Raw genomic sequence first — 17,245 nt, 5'->3', positions numbered from 1 at the left:
GACGGAGCAACGACATGAAAAACCTGATCAAGCCGCTGGCCATCGCCGCCGCCCTGCTGCCGCTGTCCGCCCTGGCGCACAAGCAGTGGATCGCCCCATCCAAGACCGTGCTGAACGTCGACCAGTGGGTCACCTTCGACGCCGGCTCGTCCACCGATCCCTTCGTGCGCGACCACAACGCCGCGCGCCTGGACAACCTGGTCATCACCGCGCCGGATGGCAGCACCGTGGCGCCGGAGAACCAGTCCTCCGGCAAGCTGCGCGCCACGTTTGACCTGCAGCTCAAGCAGCCCGGCACCTACAAGATCGCGGTGGTCAACACCGGCATCAGCGCTAGCTGGGATGACAATGGCCAGACCAAGCGCTGGCCGGCCCGCGGCACGCCGTTCACGCCCGAAGGCTTCGCCCAGGAAGTGCCGAAGAAGGCCAAGGACCTGAAGGTGACACAGTCGATCGGCCGCCTGGAGACCTTCGTCACCGCCGGCAAGCCCAACGACACCGCGCTCAAGCCCACCGGCAAGGGCCTGGAACTGGTGCAGGTCACCGGCTTCAATGATCTCTACACCGGCGAGTCCGCCACCTTCCAGTTCCTGATCGACGGCAAGCCGGCGGCGGACGTGGAAGTGGAAGTGGTCGCCGACGGCACGCGCTACCGCAGTGCCGTCAACGAGATCGAGCTGAAGACCGGCAAGGACGGCCGCTTCACCCTCGAATGGCCGCAGCCGGGCCTGTACTGGCTCAGCGCCTCGGTGCAGGACAAGAAGGCCGACAAGCCCGCTACCGAGCGCCGCAGCAGCTACACCGCCAGCTTCGAGGTGCTGTCGCCCTGATGCGGCCGGCACGACGCCCGTCGCCCTCCAAGGGGGCGGGCGTCGTCTGCTTTCCGGTACCCCGCATGAACCGTGTCCTCGTTCCCCGCAACCTGAGCCCGCAGTCCCTGCCGCCGCATCCGGATGGCGGGAGCCTGCATGCGCTCAAGGGCCGCAGCATGGGCACCACCTGGTCGGTGCTGCTGGTGGCGCCCGCCGACGATCTGCGCTGGCTCGGTGCCGGCGTGCAGCAGGAGCTGGATCGCGTGGTGGCGCAGATGAGCCACTGGGAGCCGGACTCGGATCTTTGCCGCTACAACGCCGCCACGGCCGGCAGCTGGCACGCATTGCCAGCGGAATTCATGGAAGTGCTGGAGGCCGCGCGGGAGTATGCGCAGGTCAGTGCCGGCGCTTTCGACCCCACCATTGGTCCCCTGGTCGATGCCTGGGGCTTTGGACCCGTGTCCCAGCGCGACAACCCGCCTTCCGCGGCCGAGATCGACGCCGCACGGGCACGCGTCGGCTGGCAGCGCCTGCAGCTCGACGATGCCGGCAAGCGCTTGCTGCAGCCCGGCGGCCTGCAACTGGATTTCTCGTCCATCGCCAAGGGCTATGCCGTGGACCAGTTGGCGCGCTACCTCGGCCGTGCCGGTGTCGATCACTGGCTGGTGGAAGTCGGCGGCGAACTGCGCGGGCAGGGTTGCAAGCCCGACGGCCAGCCCTGGTGGGTGGAGCTGGAGCGCGTGGATGAGAGCCTGACGCACACGGTGCTGGCGCTGCACGGCCTGTCGGTGGCGACCTCGGGTGACTATCGCCGCTATTTCGAGCACGAGGGCCGCCGCTATGCCCACACGTTGGACCCGCGCAGCGGCTGGCCGGTGACGCATGCGCTGGCATCGGTCACGGTGCTACATCCGGAATGCATGGCCGCCGATGCCCTGGCCACTGTGCTGGGCGTGCTGGAGCCCGACGAGGCACATGACTTCGCTACCCGGCATGATTTCGCCGCGCAGTTCGTTCTGCGTAGCGGTGGCGGTTTTGTCGAACGCTTGACCCCGGCCTTCAAGGCGCTGGCCAGTGACTGACTGGCTAGCGACCGCGGACGGGCAGCGTGCGTTCAAGGCTGGCGCCGTCGTCTTCGCCTGGCTGCTGCTCTGCGTGTTCATCGCCTGGTCGCGGGCACGGGCGCGGCGTCGCCTGCGGATGCCGGTGCCCGCCGGCAGCAGTCCCATCCTGGTGGCCTATGCCAGCCAGACCGGCTTCGCACAGCGCCTGGCGCTGCAGACGGCGCAATCCCTGCAGTCCAGTGGCGCACCGGTGCAACTGTACCCCCTGGGAGAAGTGACGGCGGCCATGCTGCAGTCCGCCGGCCGCGTGCTGTTCGTGGCCAGCACCACGGGAGAAGGCGATCCGCCGGACACCTGCATTCCTTTCGTGCGCAAGGTCATGCGCGCGGACGCGGACCTGCAGGGCCTGCACTACGGCCTGCTGGCCATTGGCGACCGTGAGTACCGCCACTTCTGCGGCTTTGGCCATGAGTTGGAGCGCTGGCTGCGTCAGCGCGGTGCCCAGCCGTTGTTCGACGCGGTGGAAGTCGACAATGCCGACGAGGGTGCCCTGCGCCACTGGCAGCATCACCTGGAGTTGCTCGGCGGCGGGCAGCCGCTGCCGGACTGGAGCGCTCCCGAGTACCAGCGCTGGCGGCTGGTGGAACGCCGCCTGCTGAACCCGGGCAGCCTGGGCGGCCCTGCCTACCATCTGGCGCTGCAGCCGCTGGAGGGCATTCCCAAGTGGAGCGCGGGTGACATCGCCGAGATCGGTCCGCGCAATGCCCCGCAGCGCGTCGCCGAGGCCTTGCAGGCTATCGGCTTGCCTTCGGCTACGCCGATGCCGGACGAAGAGACCTTGTCTGCCTGGCTGTCGCGCAGCCTGCTGCCGCGGGATCTTGCCGATCTGCGTGGCACTACGGCGCAGCAACTCGCGGAAAGACTAAAGCCGTTGCCGCACCGCGGGTACAGCATTGCCTCGATTCCCGCCGACGGGCGCCTGGAGCTGCTGCTGCGGCAGATGCGACAGCCCGATGGCAGCCTGGGCCTGGGCTCCGGCTGGCTCACCGAGCATGCCGCGGTTGACGATGTGATCTCGCTGCGCATCCGCGAGAACCCGGGGTTCCAACCGCCGCCGGATGGGCGCCCGCTGATCCTGATCGGCAACGGTACCGGCCTAGCCGGCCTGCGCGCGCATCTGAAGGCGCGCATCGCCGCGGGGCATAAACGCAACTGGCTGGTCTTCGGCGAGCGCAGCCGCGACAAGGATTACTTCCACCGCGAAGAGATCGAGGCCTGGCAGCGGGCTGGCCATCTCGAGCGCCTGGACGTGGTGTTCTCCCGTGACCAGGAGCAGCGCCTCTACGTACAGGACCGGCTGCGCGAAGCCGCAGCCGACCTGAAGGCCTGGGTGAGCGAGGGTGCCGCGGTCTACGTCTGCGGCAGCCTGGAAGGCATGGCGCCAGCGGTGTGGCGCGTACTTACCGAGGTGCTGGGTGAGGCGACGGTGGAAAGCATGCTCGAAGAGGGGCGGTACCGGCGGGACGTGTACTGAATCCCCGGGGGCTCCCGGGCTACTCCCCGCTTGTCCTTACAGCCCCCGCACCCCTGCTGATAGTCTGTGCGCCTTGCATGGGACCGCACACCCGCCATGACGCCAGCGCGCGCACCGCCCTTCGCCCAGATCGAGATCACCACGATCTGCAACTACCGATGCTTCTACTGCGCCGGGCGCGACATGCCGCAGCAGCACATGCCGATGGAGCGCTTCCTCGGCATCCTGGAGCGGCTGCCGCCCAGCGTGCGTCAGGTGTCGCTGCAGGGTGAGGGCGAGCCCACCGCGCACAACCGCTTTCGTGACCTGGTGGCGGCGGTGCGGCAGCGGGGCCTGGAGCCCTACACCATCACCAACGCCAGCCTGATTCGCGATCCGCTATGGTTCGCGCAGGCCTTCCCCTTGATCGGCATCTCGATCGACACCCTGGATGCGCAATTGGCCGAATCCATCGGCCGCCTCAAGCTGCACCGGGCCCTCAAGGGCGTGGATCGCTTGATCGCGGCCATGGGGGCGCGGCGCATCGTGCTGCACACGGTGGACTTTGGGCAGCCGCTGGACGATATCCGGGAGTGGGCGCGCGCCAAGGGCTTCGGCCAGCACCGGGTGCAGCCGCTGCAGGGCAAGGCGGACTATGTGCGCAGCTACCGCTACAAGCCCCCGCCGCGTGAGTTGCCGGCCGAGGCGCCGTTTGCGCTGCAGTGCCGCTACCTGGAGCAGGCCATCACGAGCTATTACACGCTCGACGGCACCGAGTTGCCTTGCTGCTTCATCAAGGACACGTCGTCCTTCCGGTCTTCCGCCGAGTTGCGTGCCGACCTGGCCGCGGGGCGCGTCCCGGCCTCATGCAGCGGTTGCAGCGAAGTCCGGCGTGCCGCAGAGCCTTTACTCGTACGCTAGGGCTTATCATCCATTTCCCCGTCGCAGCAACGGGGAAATGGATGACAGGCCCTAAGACCGCCGGCGTTGCAGGCCGGCGGGGTAGCAGACATAGGATGCTAGAGCGCTTCTAGCCCTTCGCCTTCCTGGCCGACACGTACATGGCGATGTCGGCCTCCATCACCACCTCCTGCGCGCTGTTACGCACGCGCACCGGCACCACGATGTCGCCGGTGAAATCCGGCGCCAGCGGCTGCGGCAGTTCCGCGCGGGCCACCAGGTCCGTGCTGCCCTGCTTGACGTAGCGCACCGTCATGCCGCGCGGGATCCAGCGCAGGCTGCGGGGCAGGGAGGTCTCCATCATCGTGCCGGCGGCCAGCTCCGCCATGGCGCACATAGCGATGGCGTTCACCGAGCCCAGGTGGTTGTGCACCTTGCGCTGGTTGCGGATGAAGACCTCGGCCAGGCCGGGCTTCAGCTCGTGGAAGGTCGGCGAGATCGACGCGAAGTAGGGTGCGCGCCAAGTCACGGCACGCGAGAACAGGTTGCGGCCGAGGGGGTAGCGGCGCAGGCGGGAAAAGGTTTGGGCAAGCTGGGTCATGGGGGCTCTCAAGGGGAATGGGAATTCGTCGGGGGCAGCCGCAGGGCCTGGACCAGCCAGTCCGCGGTCTCCTGCCAGGCCGCCTGCGGCATGCTGGGCCGGAAGAAGCCGAAGTGGCTGATCTGGCGCAGGCCGTGGTCGGCCGGCTGCAGCACGCGCACCTCGATGCGAGCGTTGCGGTAGAAGCCGGCGAGGGCCTGCACGGCCTTGAGCGGGGCATAGAACATGTCGTCGCCGATCGCGTAGAAGCGCATCGGGCCGCGGTAGGACGCGAAATGCTGGCGGATCGGCTGGCCGCTGCGATGGGTGATGTAATCCGGGTGCCGGCACCAGCTGGCCCACTGTAGGGCGACGCCAGCCGGAAGTTCCGCGCCCATGACCGCGGCGGGAACCCGGCCGAACAGGGCCACGGAGCCGGGCAGCACCACGTGCCACAGCGCCGCCATCACCGGGCGCAGGCGCTGCGGCCAGTGGCCCCAGTAGCCGCTCTGGGAGGCGATGGACAGCGCGGCCTTGGCGAGGTGGTTGTTGTCCGCCAAGCCCAGCATCTGGCCGCCGGCGGAGTGCCCGATGGCGGCAATGGGAAGGCCGGGGTAGCGCTGGTGCAGCCAGCCTAGCGTGGCGGCCAGGTCGTGCTCGCCCCAGTGGCGCATGCGCAGGGAGGCTCCGCTGACCTGCAGGGGCCAGACGCTCTGCCCGATGCCGCGGTAGTCGTAGGTCAGCACGGCGAAGCCGCGCTCCGCCAGGAATCTCGCATACGCCGCGTAGTAGCGGCGCGGGACGCCGGTGGCGGCGTTGATCTGCACCGCGGCGCGCGGTGCCTTCTCGGGCTCGTAGAGCGTGGCCGCGAGCGGGTGGCCGTCGCGGGACTCCAGGGTGGTGTGGATTTCGCGCATGTCGCGCTCCTCAATGGATTGAGGCTTCAGGCTAGGCCTGCGCGCGCGGGGCGACAAACGAAATCGGGAGTGCTTTCGGGTGAACTCAGTTCACTTGAAGAGGCTGCCGGAGCGCAGCAGGGCCTGCAGCCAGTCGCGGAACGCCGCCACCTCGGGCCGGTCGCCGTCGCTGGCGCGGTGCAGCAGGTAATAGCCCTGCGGTACCTCGATCTTCAGTTGCGGCCAGGGCGCCGCCAGGCGCCGCCGCCTGAGCTGCGGCTCCACCATCGGCAGCAGGCCCAGGGCCAGGCCCAGGCCCTGCTCGGCGGCGCGCAGGATAGCCAGGTAGCTGTCCAGCCAGATGTCGCGCTTGCCCTTGCCCAGGGTGACGCCGGCGGCCTGCGACCACATGGCCCAGCCTTCGGCCATCGGCGAGGAGTGGATCAGGGAGATGTCGCCCAGGTCCGCGGGGCTGCGCTTGCGCAGGCTGCGCGCCAGTTCGGGGGTGCAGACCGGCACGGCCCACATGGTCATCAGGTGCTCGGCCGTCAGCTGCGGCCAATGGCCATTGCCGAAGCGCAGGGCCAGGTCGAGATCCTCGTGCAGCAGGTCCACCGGCCTCAGGTTGGTGTCGATGCGCACGTCGATGTCCGGGTGCGCTTCCTGGAACGAGGGCAGGGCCGGCAGGATCAGCTCGCTGGCGATGAACGGCCCCATGCTGACCTTGAGGCTGGCGCGGGCATGGCGCTGCACCACGCGGTGGCTGCCGTCGCGCAGGCGCTGCAGGGTGTCGCGCACCACGGCGAGGTAGGCCTTGCCGCCGTCGGACAGCTCCAGCGAGCGGTTGCCGCGGCGGAACAGGTCGAAGCCTAGGAAGGCTTCCAGTGCCTTGATCTGGTGGCTGACCGCCGAGGGGGTCAGGTGCAGTTCTTCCGCTGCCAGCTTGAAGGACAGCCGCCGCGCCGAGGCATCGAAGGCCTCGAGTGTATGCAGTGGTGGCAGACGGCGGAATTTCATCTGGGGACGATTGTAGCGGGCATGAAAAAGCCCGGCGTCGCTGGGCGAGGCCGGGCCGGTTCAGGCGTTGAACCCTAGTTTTCCCAGATGACCGTCTTGCGCGACCCGAACCACTGGTCGACATTCGGCTCGTAGCGCTTCTCGATGATGTTGCGGCGGATCTTCATCGTGGGCGTCAGGAAGCCGTTGTCGATGTTCCAGGTGTCCTTGACCACCACAGTGAACTGGATCTGCTCATGCGGGTCCAGGGTCTCGTTGACCTGTTCCATCAGCGAGGTCAACTCGGTGCCGATCTCGGTCTTGTCGCCACCGGCGGCGATGTGCTTGCGCGCATCCTCCGACAGCAGTACCAGGGCGAAGGTCGCCGGCTGATTGGCGCCGCCGATGCAGACCGCCTCGATCTTTGGGTGGCTGCCGAGCTTGTTCTCGATGGGCACGGGCGCCACGTACTTGCCCTTGCTGGTCTTGAACAGTTCCTTGACGCGGCCGGTGATGCGCAGGCGGCCCTGCTCGTCGATCTCGCCCATGTCGCCGGTCTTGAAGAAGCCGTCCTCGGTGTAGCACTCGGCGGTCTTCTCGGGCTCCTTGTAGTAGCCCAGCATCTGCGCCGGGCTCTTCACCAGGATCTCGCTGTTGTCGCCGATGCGGCAGGACACGCCGAGGTTGGTGGGGCCGACGTAGCCGACGCGGGCGTTGCCCGGGCGGGTGAAATGGGAGTAGGCGAAGTTCTCGCTCATGCCGTAGGCCTCCAGCAGCTCCAGGCCCAGGCTGCGGTACCAGGAGACGGTGGGAGGCGGCAGCGGCGCGGCGCCGGTGAAGGCCACGCGCACGGAGTCCAGGCCGAGCTGCTCGAGGATCTTGCGCTTCACCTTCTTGCCGAGGAAGGGGATGCTGAACAGGAGCTTCTGCTTCTTCAGCGGCAGCTTGTCGAGCACGCCGAGCTGGAACTTGGTCCACAGGCGCGGCACCGAGAAGAAGATCGTCGGGCGGGCGCGGCGCAGGTCGCTGACGAAGGTTTCCAGCGACTCGGCGAAGAACACATGGAAGCCGTGGTAAGTCGAGTTGTTCTCCACCACCAGGCGTTCGGCGACATGCGCCAGCGGCAGGTAGGACAGCATGCGGTCATGCTGGTTGGCGGGGATCACGTCGCGCATCATCGTGCCGCAGACGTTGAACGAGCGGAACGTCTGCATCACACCCTTGGGCTGGCCGGTGCTGCCCGAGGTGTAGACGATGGTGGCCATCTCGTCGAGCGGCCGGTCGGGCTCGCCCTGCAGCGGCGCCGTCTTGGCGACGATCTCTTCCCATTTGCTGCCCGGTGCGCTGGCGGGCGCCAGCGGCAGCGTGATGGCGGGCATGCTGGCCGGCACGCCGGCCTTCATCTGCTCCCACTCGTCGAGCTTGCCGATGAACAGCAGCTTGGACTCGCTGTGGTCCAGGATGTAGCGCACGGTCTCGGCGTTGAGCGTGGGATACAGCGGTACGCTGACGTGGCCGGACATCATGATGGCCCAGTCGGCCAGCATCCAGTGTGCGGTGTTCTTGCCCAGGATGGCGATCTGGCTCTTCGGCGGCAGGTTCAGCGACCGCAGGTGTGCCGCCATGCGGCGGGTCTCGTCCATGGCCTGCTTCCAGGTGTAGTCCACCACCTTGCCGCCGCCCACGGGCTGGGTCAGGTGGATGGTGTCGGGAGTGGTCTTCTCCCAGTGATACAGGCAGGCCAGCGGCGTGCGGGCGTCGTTGGTCTTGCTCATGCTTTCCTCCTCGGTTTTTTACTTGTCGGCACAGCGGGTGATGCGGATGCCGTGTCCACGTACGGCATCAGGAAGCCGATCATCGCGGCCACCGCGGCATCGCGGTAGGCCGGCGTGATCGAGCCGTGTTCGAAGTAGGAGCGGCGGAAACAGGCGGTGGCGATGTCCACCGACAGTGTCGTCACGTCCGGCTGCCCCTTGGGCAGGCGGACCCCCTTGTCCTTCCACACCGCGCGACCCAGGTCGCCCAGGTGCTTGATGGTCATTTCCTGGGCCCGGAAGCTGTCATCGGTAACTGCGCCGCCCAGGATCAGCAAGCGGGCCACCGGGTTGGCCTCGTAGAAGCTCACGGAATGGTCCACCACCGCGCCTATCGCCTCGCGCAGCGTCATGCCGCGCAGTTCGTCGGCACGGGCACGGAACTGGCTCTCTATCTCGACCAGGTAACGCGCCACCAGTTCATTCAGGATGGCGTAGGGCGTGGGGAAGTAGGCGTAGATGCTGCCGCGGGTGTAGTCCAGGCGCTCGGCCAGCACCGGCACGGAAAAGCCGGACAGGCCGGCTTCCATCAGCAGTTTCTCGGCTTCCGCCAGGATGCGGTCGAAACGGTCCCGTGCACGCTGCTGCGTGGGCTGGCGCGCGATGGCGAGCGGGTCCAGAGCGTCGTTCATGACCGAGGTAGCCTCATAGGGCTTCCATCATAGCCGCGCCGGGTCGCCGCCGTACCGTTCGTTTAGGGCCAAGCGCAGGGCAGATCAGGCCCCGGCCGACGGCCTCAGAACATCTGGGTGTTCTTGACGTCGTCCGAGACCGGGGCGGCGTTGCGGGAGGGGATCCAGTCGCCGGTGATCATCTGCCCGTAGGACATGCCGGGGCCGACCATCGGGTAGACCGAGGCCATCGGGTCGATGATGACTTCCAGGAAGGCCGGGCCCTTGAACTCGATGAATTCCTTGACCACGCGGGGCAGGTCGGCCTTGCTGCTGACGCGCACGGCGTAGCGATAGCCGTCGGCCTCGGCGGCCTTGATGAAATCTTTCTGGTGCAGGCTCTTGTCGGAGCCGGCGTAGCGGCTGTCGAAGAACAGGCGCTGCCACTGCTTGACCATGCCGTCGCCGAAGTTGTTCAGCACGACCACCTTCACCGGGGTGCCGTAGGTGGTGGCGGTTTCCAGCTCGCCCAGGTTCATGCGGATGGAGGCGTCGCCGTCGATGTCGATGACGATCTTGTCCGGGCAGGCGAACTGGGCGCCCAGGGCGGCCGGCAGGCCGAAGCCCATGGTGCCCATGGAGCCGGAGGTCAGCCACAGGCGCGGCTGCTTGAAGTCGAAGTACTGCGCAGCCCACATCTGGTGCTGGCCCACGCCGGTAGCGACGATGGCCTCGCCCCGGGTGATCTTGTTGATCTCCTCGATCACGGCATGCGGCTGGATGTGATCGCCGCCGCGCTCGTAGTTCATCGGGTGCTTCTGCTTCAGCTCGGCGATGTGGGCATGCCAGGCGCTGTAGTCGGGATTGAAGCCCTGTTCGCCCAGATGGGCTTCCACGCGGGCCAGGGCATTGTTCAACTCGCCCACGTGATGCCAGCTCACGCGCTTGACTTTGTTGATCTCGGAGGGGTCGATGTCGAAGTGGGCGATGCCCTTCGCATTCGGCGCGAACTTGGCCGGCACGCCCGCCACGCGGTCGTCGAAGCGCGCACCGACGGCGATCAGGAAATCGCAGTCGTCCACCGCGTAGTTGGCGAAGGCGGTGCCGTGCATGCCCAGCATTTCCAGCGACAGCGGGTCGGTGGTGTCGAAGGCGCCGATGCCCATCAGCGTGGTGGTCACCGGGATGCCGAAGGCCTTGGCGAAGCTGCGCAGCGAGTCCGAGGCCTGGCCGTGGATCACACCGCCGCCGGCGTAGATCAGCGGGCGCTTGGAGGCCTTGATCAGCTCGTGGAACTGCGCCAGCTGCTCGGCGGAGAGGCGGTTCTCGTAGACCTGCTTGAGGCGGGCGCGGTAGCCGGGGATGGGCAGCACGCCCTCACCCTTGAAGGTCCCATTCCAGTTCTGCACGTCCTTGGGGATGTCCACCACCACCGGGCCGGGGCGGCCGGTGCGGGCGATCTCGAAGGCAGTGCGGACGGTGGCCTCCAGCTTGGTGGGGTCGGTGACCAGGAACACGTGCTTGGCCGCAGAGCCCATGATGGTGCTGATCGGGGCTTCCTGGAAGGCGTCGGTACCTACGGCGCCGGTCGGCACCTGGCCGCAGAGCACCACGATGGGGATCGAGTCCGCCATGCAGTCGCGCACCGGGGTCACGGTATTGGTGGCGCCGGGGCCGGAGGTCACCAGGCAGACGCCGACCTTGCCGGAGGCGCGGGCATAGCCGGCGGCCATGAAGCCGGCGGCCTGCTCGTTAGCGGGCACGATCAGGGGCATCTTCTCGCCGCCGTTCTCGGCCCGGTTTTCGCGATTGAAGCGGAAGATCGCGTCGTAGGTCGGCAGGATGGCGCCGCCGCTGTAGCCGAATACCGCGCTGGTCCCTTCGTCCGCCAGCAGCTGGACGACGATTTCCGCGCCGGTCATGGCCTTGCCGGCGAGAGGGTGGGTCGAGGGTTTCAGGACGGCATTCATGGCATTCCGGGCCCATTCCGGCCAAGCGGCGAGAGAAGCGCACATTATGACATGGCATTTCGGCCTCAGTCATCCGGAAAAGCACCGAAAAAGCACTGAAAACTATTGCGCCGACGCCAAAAGGCGCTTATCTTGCGCGCCCTTATGCGTCACATCATCACGATCCTGCTGCAAAACGAAGCCGGCGCCCTGGCGCGTGTGGCCAATATGTTTGCGGCACGCGGCTACAACATCGACTCGCTTTCAGTCGCCCCGACCCATGACCCGACCGTTTCCCGCCTGACCCTGGTCACGGCCGGCAGCGAAAGCGTCATCGAGCAGATCATCAAGCAGACCCGCAAGCTGATCGATGTCGTCGAGATCGCCGACCTGTCCAGCACCGACCACATCGAGTGCGAGCTGCTGATGGCCAAGGTCGCCGTGAACGCCGAATCCGCCCGCAAGGTGGTGGAGTGCGTGCGCGAGCACCGTGCCCAGATACTCGATGAAACCGAGGACACCCGCATGATCCAGCTGGCCGGCACCGGCCAGGAGATCGATGCGCTGGTCTCCGAACTGGGCAAGATCACCAGCATCCTGGAAGTGGACCGCAGCGGCGTAGCCGCCATGGCCCGCGGCCGCCGGGTCGTTGTAGCCGCCTGACCCCCGAAACCTCAACTTATCCGACGCCGGCTCCGTGCCGCGTCATCCATCAGCACCCCTGGAGCCAACCGTGAGCATCAACGTCTACTACGACAAGGACGCCGACCTTTCCATCATCCAGTCGAAGAAGGTCGCTATCGTCGGCTACGGCTCGCAGGGCCACGCCCACGCGCTGAACCTCAAGGACAGCGGCGTTGATGTCGTCGTCGCCCTGCGCCCGGGCTCGGCCACCGCCAAGAAGGTCGAGGCCGGCGGTCTCAAGGTCAAGAGCGTGGCGGAAGCCTGCGCCTGGGCCGACGTGGTCATGGTGCTGACGCCGGACGAGTTCCAGTCCGAGCTGTACAAGAACGAGATCGAGCCCAACATCAAGAAGGGCGCGGTGCTGGCCTTCGCCCACGGCTTCGCGATCCACTTCAACCAGGTGGTGCCGCGTGCCGACCTCGACGTGATCATGATCGCGCCGAAGGCCCCTGGCCACACGGTCCGCAACGAGTACACCAAGGGTGGCGGCATCCCCGACCTGATCGCCGTCTACCAGGACGCCAGCGGCAACGCCAAGAAGATCGCGCTGTCCTACGGCTCCGCCATCGGCGGCGGCCGCTCGGGCATCATCGAGACCACCTTCAAGGACGAGTGCGAGACCGACCTGTTCGGTGAGCAGGCCGTGCTCTGCGGCGGCGCCGTGGAACTGGTCAAGGCCGGCTTCGAGACGCTGGTGGACGCCGGCTACGCTCCGGAAATGGCCTACTTCGAGTGCCTGCACGAGCTCAAGCTGATCGTCGACCTGATGTACGAAGGCGGCATCGCCACGATGAACTACTCGATCTCGAACAACGCCGAGTACGGCGAGTACGTGACCGGCCCCAAGGTCATCAACGACGAGTCGCGCAAGGCCATGAAGCAGGCCCTGCTCGACATCCAGACCGGCAAGTACGCCAAGGCCTTCGTGTCCGAGGGCAAGCTGGGCTACCCGGAAATGACCGCCATGCGCCGCCTCAACGCCGCGCACCCGATCGAAGTGGTCGGCGGCGAGCTGCGCGCGATGATGCCCTGGATCGGCAAGAACAAGCTGGTCGACAAGAGCAAGAACTAAGAACAAGCGCGAAAGCGCGGTAGTACTTTTGAGAAGGCCGCCTCCGGGCGGCCTTCCTTTTTCCCCCGTGTCACGGCGAGCGGCGGCAGGCTTTGGATTTCCCCCTTCCAGAACAGTAAGATGGCCCAAAATCCCGAGGACAGATCAATGGACGACAGCGCGCCTGCCAAGAAGCGTGTCAAGGGCATCTACCTGCTGCCCAACCTGTTCACCACCGGCACCCTGTTCGGTGGCTTCTACGCCATCGTCATGGCCATGGATGGGCGCTTCGAGAACGCTGTCTTCGGCATCCTGGCGGCCATGATCGCCGACGGCCTGGACGGCCGCGTGGCACGCTGGACCAACACCCAGAGCGACTTCGGCAAGGAGTTCGACTCCCTCTGCGACATGGTGGCCTTCGGTATCGCCCCGGCCATCCTGATCTACGCCTATTCCCTCAATGGCCTGGCCGACTACCGCTGGATCGGCGGCAAGCTGGGCTGGGTGATCGCCTTCACCTACGCCGCCTGCGCGGCGATGCGCCTGGCCCGCTTCAACGTGCTGGCGGCCATTGCCAGTTCCAACAAGGATTTCTACGGCGTACCCAGCCCGGCGGCGGCGGCCGTGGTGACCTTTTTCGTCTGGAGTTGCGTGGACGACAGCCACTCCCTGTTCGCCTGGGTGGCCGGCCATGTGCCCATCGACGGGCATGACGCCCTGATCGTCGCCGCGCCCTTGACCCTGGCCACGGCGCTGTCGATGGTGTCGAGCTTCCGCTACAACAGCTTCAAGAAGCTCAACCTGAATGCCCGCCTGAAGTTCCTGTCCTTCGCCTCGGTGGTCGGCGTGCTGGCCCTGGTGCTGATCGACCCGCCGCGCATCCTGTTCGTGCTGTTCTTCGCCTATGCCCTGTCCGGGCCGGCGGTGGTGGCCTGGCGCAAGCTGCGCCGGAAGCCGGCCCCAACGGTGTGAACCGCTGGACGGGTGGTTTGAAAGCTGGCCTGTAGATGCTCTAATATCCAGGACATGTCATCCGCAAACGGCCATTTCGCTGTTCCCGCTGCGCCCCAGGGCGCACGGCCGTTTGCGCGCGCGCTTCTTAGCCTCCTTCTTCTGTCGTAAGACAGAACCTAAAGCGCGCGCCCGCACGGGGCCCAAACCGTGCAAAAACCACCGAAATACCCCAATCTCCCGCCGCCGGGAGTAGAATCCATAGATTCTCCTGACGGCACCTCATGCGAGGTAACCCCATGACCATGTTGAAGAATCCTGAGACGAAGTATCGTCCTTTCGCCCCCGTCAAGCTGGCCGACCGCCGCTGGCCGGATGCCGTCATCACTCGGCCTCCGGTCTGGCTGTCCACCGATCTGCGCGACGGCAACCAGTCGCTGATCGAGCCGATGAACCACGACCGCAAGCTGGCGATGTTCAACCAGTTGGTGAAGATCGGGTTCAAGGAAATCGAGGTCGGTTTCCCCAGTGCCTCGGAAACCGAGTTCGCTTTCCTGCGGCACCTGATCGAGAAGAACCTGATCCCGGACGACGTCACCGTCCAGATCCTGACGCCGGCCCGCGAGCCGCTGATCCGCCGTAGCTTCGAGGCCCTGAAGGGTGCCAAGCGCGCCATCGTGCACTTCTACAACGCCACGGCGCCGATCATGCGTCGCGTAGTGTTCAACATGAGCCAGGAGCAGGTGCTGGACGAACTGGCCGTGGCCCATGCCCGCCTGATCCGTGAACTGGCCAATGAGCGCCCGGAGACCGACTGGGTCTTCGAGTACTCGCCCGAGATGTTCTCCGGCACCGAGCTGGATTTCTCCAAGCGCGTGGTCGATGCCGTGGTCGACGCGCTGGGCGGTACCAAGGAAAAGCCGGTCATCATCAACCTGCCGTCCACGGTCGAGCACTCCACGCCGAACATCTTCGCCGACATGATCGAGTGGATGCATCGCAACCTGGCGCGGCGCGAGGCGATCATCCTGTCGGTGCACCCGCACAATGACCGCGGCACCGGCACCGCCGCCGCCGAGTTCGCGATGATGGCGGGCGCCGACCGCATCGAGGGCTGCCTGTTCGGCAATGGCGAGCGCACCGGCAACGTCGACATCGTCAACCTGGCGCTGAACATGTACACGCAGGGCGTGCATCCGGGCCTGGATTTCTCCGACATCGACGAGGTCCGCAAGACCGTGGAGTACAGCAACCAGTTGCCGATCCATCCGCGCCATCCCTACGTGGGTGACCTGGTCTTCACCTCGTTCTCCGGCTCGCACCAGGACGCCATCAAGAAGGCATTCTCGGCGCGCAAGGAAGGCGATATCTGGGAGATGCCCTACCTGCCGATCGACCCCAAGGACCTGGGCCGCAGCTACGAGGCGGTGATCCGCGTGAATTCGCAGTCCGGCAAGGGCGGTATCGCCTACTTGCTGGAGCACGAGTACGGCCTGGTGCTGCCGCGTCGCCTGCAGATCGAGTTCAGCCAGATCGTCCAGGAAGTGACTGACACCACCGGCAAGGAAGTCACGGCCTCCGACATCGAGTCCGTGTTCCGCCGCAGCTACCTGGAGGCGCAGAGCCCGTACGGCTATGTCGCCCACCACCTGGTGGAGGATTCCAAGCGTGATTCGGTGGAGCTGTCCACGGAGATCACGGTGAACGGCAAGGCGCAGCGGATTTCCGGCCAGGGCAACGGCCCGATCGACGCATTCATCAACGCCATGTCCAAGGTCGTGGGCGAGCGCCTGACGGTGCAGGACTACCACGAGCATGCCATCGGCGCGGGTGCCGATGCCGCGGCGGTCAGCTATATCGAGCTGAAGCTGGGCAGCGGCAAGACGCTGTTCGGCGTCGGCCGTGACGCCAACATCGTCACCGCCTCGCTGAAGGCCATCCTGTCGGGCGTGAACCGCGCCCTGGCGCAGGCGGCCGAGGGCAAGCAGCGCGCGGCCTGAGCCACGCGCTGCAGGCAGCGGCGGCGCGGGTACAATGACCTCCATGCATTCGCCTCACCGCCAGCAGGTGCTCGATGCGCTCGGGATCGAGCGCTGGCAACTGCGTGCGGGTGGTGAGCCGGCAGAAGCGGTGGCGGAACCGGTGATGGCGGAGGCTGTAGCTCCGCCTCCGGCGCCAGCGGCAAGGCCGGCTGCGCCGCCTCCCGCCGCGCCACGCTCCCCGCCTGTTGCGCCGGCGGCCAGCCCGCGCCCGGCGGCTCCCCCGGTCCAGGGGCGCGCCGCGCCCGCTCCGGCGCCGCTGATCGAGGTGCCGGCGGACTGGGAGGGCCTGCGGGCGGTGGTCAAGGACTGTCGCCAGTGCAAGCTCTGCCAGACCCGCACCCAGACCGTGTTCGGCGTGGGCGTCGAGACCGCACCGCTGATGGTGGTGGGCGAGGGGCCTGGGGCCGACGAGGATGCGCAGGGCGAGCCCTTCGTGGGGCGTGCCGGCAAGCTGCTGGACGAGATGCTGAAGGCCATCGGCCACTCGCGTCGCGAGAACACCTACATCGCCAATGTGGTGAAGTGCCGGCCGCCGGGCAATCGCGATCCGGAGACCGATGAGGTCGAGTCCTGCCGGCCGTACCTGGAACAGCAGATCCGGCTGGTGAGGCCCAGGCTGATCGTGGGCCTCGGCCGCATCGCCGCGCAGCGCCTGCTCAACAGCACGGATCCGCTCTCGCGCCTGCGCGGCCCGCTGTACCACTATGGGCCAGACCAGACGCCGCTGCTGATCACCTATCACCCGGCCTACCTGCTGCGCAGCCCGCGCGAGAAGGCCAAGAGCTGGGAAGACCTCAAGAAGGTCCACCGCTTCCTGCGCACGGGTTCACTGACATGAGCATCCGTCGGTGAGTGCCCAGCCGCAGGAGCTCTGGCGCCTGGCGCCGATGCATCCCTCGCACCTGAAGCAGGTGCTGGAGATCGAGCATCGCGTCTATACCTTTCCCTGGAGCGAGGGCATCTTCCATGACTGCCTGCGCGTGGGGTACAGCTCCTGGGTCGTCACCAATACCCTGGGCGAGGTGCTGGGCTACGCGTTGATGAGCATGGCGGTGGGCGAGGCCCACATCCTGAACCTCTGCGTCAGCCCCGAGCACCAGCGCCGTGGTATCGCGCAGTTCCTGATGCGCCACCTGCTGATGGTGGCGCGGGCTGGCAACGTCACGCTGGTGCTGCTGGAAGTGCGTACGTCCAACCGGCCGGCCCAGCGGCTGTACGACCAGTTCGGCTTCAAGCGGCTGGGGTTGCGCAAGAACTACTATCCGGCCGATGGCGGGCGCGAGGATGCGCTGGTGCTGGGGCTGGATCTGGTCTGATGCTTCGCGTGAGGCGTGAGGTATCTCTGGCACCATTAGGTTCCACCAACGGGTGCTTCGCGGGTT

Annotated in this window: 16 protein-coding genes; 10 read left to right on the top strand and 6 right to left on the bottom strand. The window is 66.8% G+C overall.

The window, feature by feature from the left end; all coding sequences use genetic code 11:
• Positions 1-14 precede the first annotated feature (14 nt).
• From QT386_RS03640 to QT386_RS03625, 4 genes are all read left to right on the top strand, one after another.
• Positions 15-830 carry a DUF4198 domain-containing protein gene (locus QT386_RS03640; protein ID WP_289272379.1) on the top strand — a complete coding sequence of 272 codons (816 nt, stop codon included), beginning with the start codon at positions 15-17 and terminating at the stop codon, positions 828-830.
• Positions 831-895: 65 nt separating this feature from the next.
• A complete protein-coding gene (locus QT386_RS03635) occupies positions 896-1,894 on the top strand; it encodes an FAD:protein FMN transferase (protein ID WP_289272378.1) in 999 nt (332 codons plus the stop codon).
• A complete protein-coding gene (locus tag QT386_RS03630) occupies positions 1,887-3,410 on the top strand; it encodes a flavodoxin domain-containing protein (RefSeq protein ID WP_289272377.1) in 1,524 nt (507 codons plus the stop codon). Before QT386_RS03635 ends, QT386_RS03630 begins: the two co-directional genes overlap by 8 nt.
• A 96-nt stretch (positions 3,411-3,506) precedes the next feature.
• Positions 3,507-4,310: a radical SAM protein gene (locus tag QT386_RS03625; protein ID WP_289272376.1), complete on the top strand. Its 804-nt coding sequence runs from the start codon at positions 3,507-3,509 to the stop codon at positions 4,308-4,310.
• A gap of 109 nt (positions 4,311-4,419) precedes the next feature.
• On the opposite strand, the gene QT386_RS03620 is transcribed toward QT386_RS03625, so the two are convergent.
• From QT386_RS03620 to ilvB, 6 genes are all read right to left on the bottom strand, one after another.
• Positions 4,420-4,890 carry a hotdog fold domain-containing protein gene (locus QT386_RS03620; protein WP_289272375.1) on the bottom strand — a complete coding sequence of 157 codons (471 nt, stop codon included), beginning with the start codon at positions 4,888-4,890 and terminating at the stop codon, positions 4,420-4,422.
• A gap of 8 nt (positions 4,891-4,898) precedes the next feature.
• The gene (locus tag QT386_RS03615) at positions 4,899-5,786 is read right to left on the bottom strand and encodes an alpha/beta fold hydrolase (protein ID WP_289272374.1); all 888 of its coding nucleotides are present in this window, start codon (positions 5,784-5,786) and stop codon (positions 4,899-4,901) included.
• 90 nt (positions 5,787-5,876) lie between these two features.
• Entirely contained in the window at positions 5,877-6,782 is a 906-nt protein-coding gene (locus tag QT386_RS03610; RefSeq protein ID WP_289272373.1) for a LysR substrate-binding domain-containing protein, read from the bottom strand.
• Between the two features lie 74 nt (positions 6,783-6,856).
• The gene (locus QT386_RS03605) at positions 6,857-8,536 is read right to left on the bottom strand and encodes an AMP-binding protein (protein ID WP_289272372.1); all 1,680 of its coding nucleotides are present in this window, start codon (positions 8,534-8,536) and stop codon (positions 6,857-6,859) included.
• Positions 8,533-9,207, bottom strand: coding sequence for a TetR/AcrR family transcriptional regulator (locus QT386_RS03600; protein ID WP_289272371.1), 675 nt, complete (start codon positions 9,205-9,207; stop codon positions 8,533-8,535). The genes QT386_RS03605 and QT386_RS03600 overlap by 4 nt, the downstream gene beginning before the upstream one ends.
• 104 nt (positions 9,208-9,311) lie before the next feature.
• The gene (gene ilvB, locus QT386_RS03595; protein WP_289272370.1) at positions 9,312-11,156 is read right to left on the bottom strand and encodes a biosynthetic-type acetolactate synthase large subunit; all 1,845 of its coding nucleotides are present in this window, start codon (positions 11,154-11,156) and stop codon (positions 9,312-9,314) included.
• Between the two features lie 144 nt (positions 11,157-11,300).
• On the opposite strand from ilvB, the gene ilvN reads away from it, so the two are divergent.
• The 6 genes from ilvN to rimI all read left to right on the top strand — a co-directional run bounded on the left by ilvN (position 11,301) and on the right by rimI (position 17,179).
• Positions 11,301-11,798, top strand: coding sequence for an acetolactate synthase small subunit (ilvN, locus tag QT386_RS03590; protein WP_367401385.1), 498 nt, complete (start codon positions 11,301-11,303; stop codon positions 11,796-11,798).
• A 76-nt stretch (positions 11,799-11,874) separates the two neighbouring features.
• Positions 11,875-12,891: a ketol-acid reductoisomerase gene (ilvC, locus tag QT386_RS03585; protein ID WP_289272643.1), complete on the top strand. Its 1,017-nt coding sequence runs from the start codon at positions 11,875-11,877 to the stop codon at positions 12,889-12,891.
• A gap of 147 nt (positions 12,892-13,038) precedes the next feature.
• The gene (gene pssA, locus QT386_RS03580) at positions 13,039-13,842 is read left to right on the top strand and encodes a CDP-diacylglycerol--serine O-phosphatidyltransferase (protein WP_289272368.1); all 804 of its coding nucleotides are present in this window, start codon (positions 13,039-13,041) and stop codon (positions 13,840-13,842) included.
• A gap of 284 nt (positions 13,843-14,126) precedes the next feature.
• Positions 14,127-15,821 (top strand): 2-isopropylmalate synthase, encoded by a 1,695-nt coding sequence (leuA, locus tag QT386_RS03575; protein ID WP_367401384.1) that lies wholly within the window; start codon positions 14,127-14,129, stop codon positions 15,819-15,821.
• Between the two features lie 34 nt (positions 15,822-15,855).
• Entirely contained in the window at positions 15,856-16,701 is an 846-nt protein-coding gene (locus tag QT386_RS03570) for a uracil-DNA glycosylase (protein WP_289272366.1), read from the top strand.
• Between the two features lie 10 nt (positions 16,702-16,711).
• Complete coding sequence (gene rimI / locus QT386_RS03565; protein WP_289272365.1) at positions 16,712-17,179, top strand: ribosomal protein S18-alanine N-acetyltransferase; 468 nt, start codon at positions 16,712-16,714, stop codon at positions 17,177-17,179.
• Positions 17,180-17,245: the final 66 nt, after the last annotated feature.

The sequence above is a fragment of the Solimonas sp. SE-A11 genome (genome assembly GCF_030345715.1).
Lineage (GTDB): Bacteria > Pseudomonadota > Gammaproteobacteria > Nevskiales > Nevskiaceae > Solimonas_A.
The sequence above is the reverse complement of the archived record's forward strand: the minus strand, read 5'-3'. Positions and strand labels throughout refer to the sequence as shown.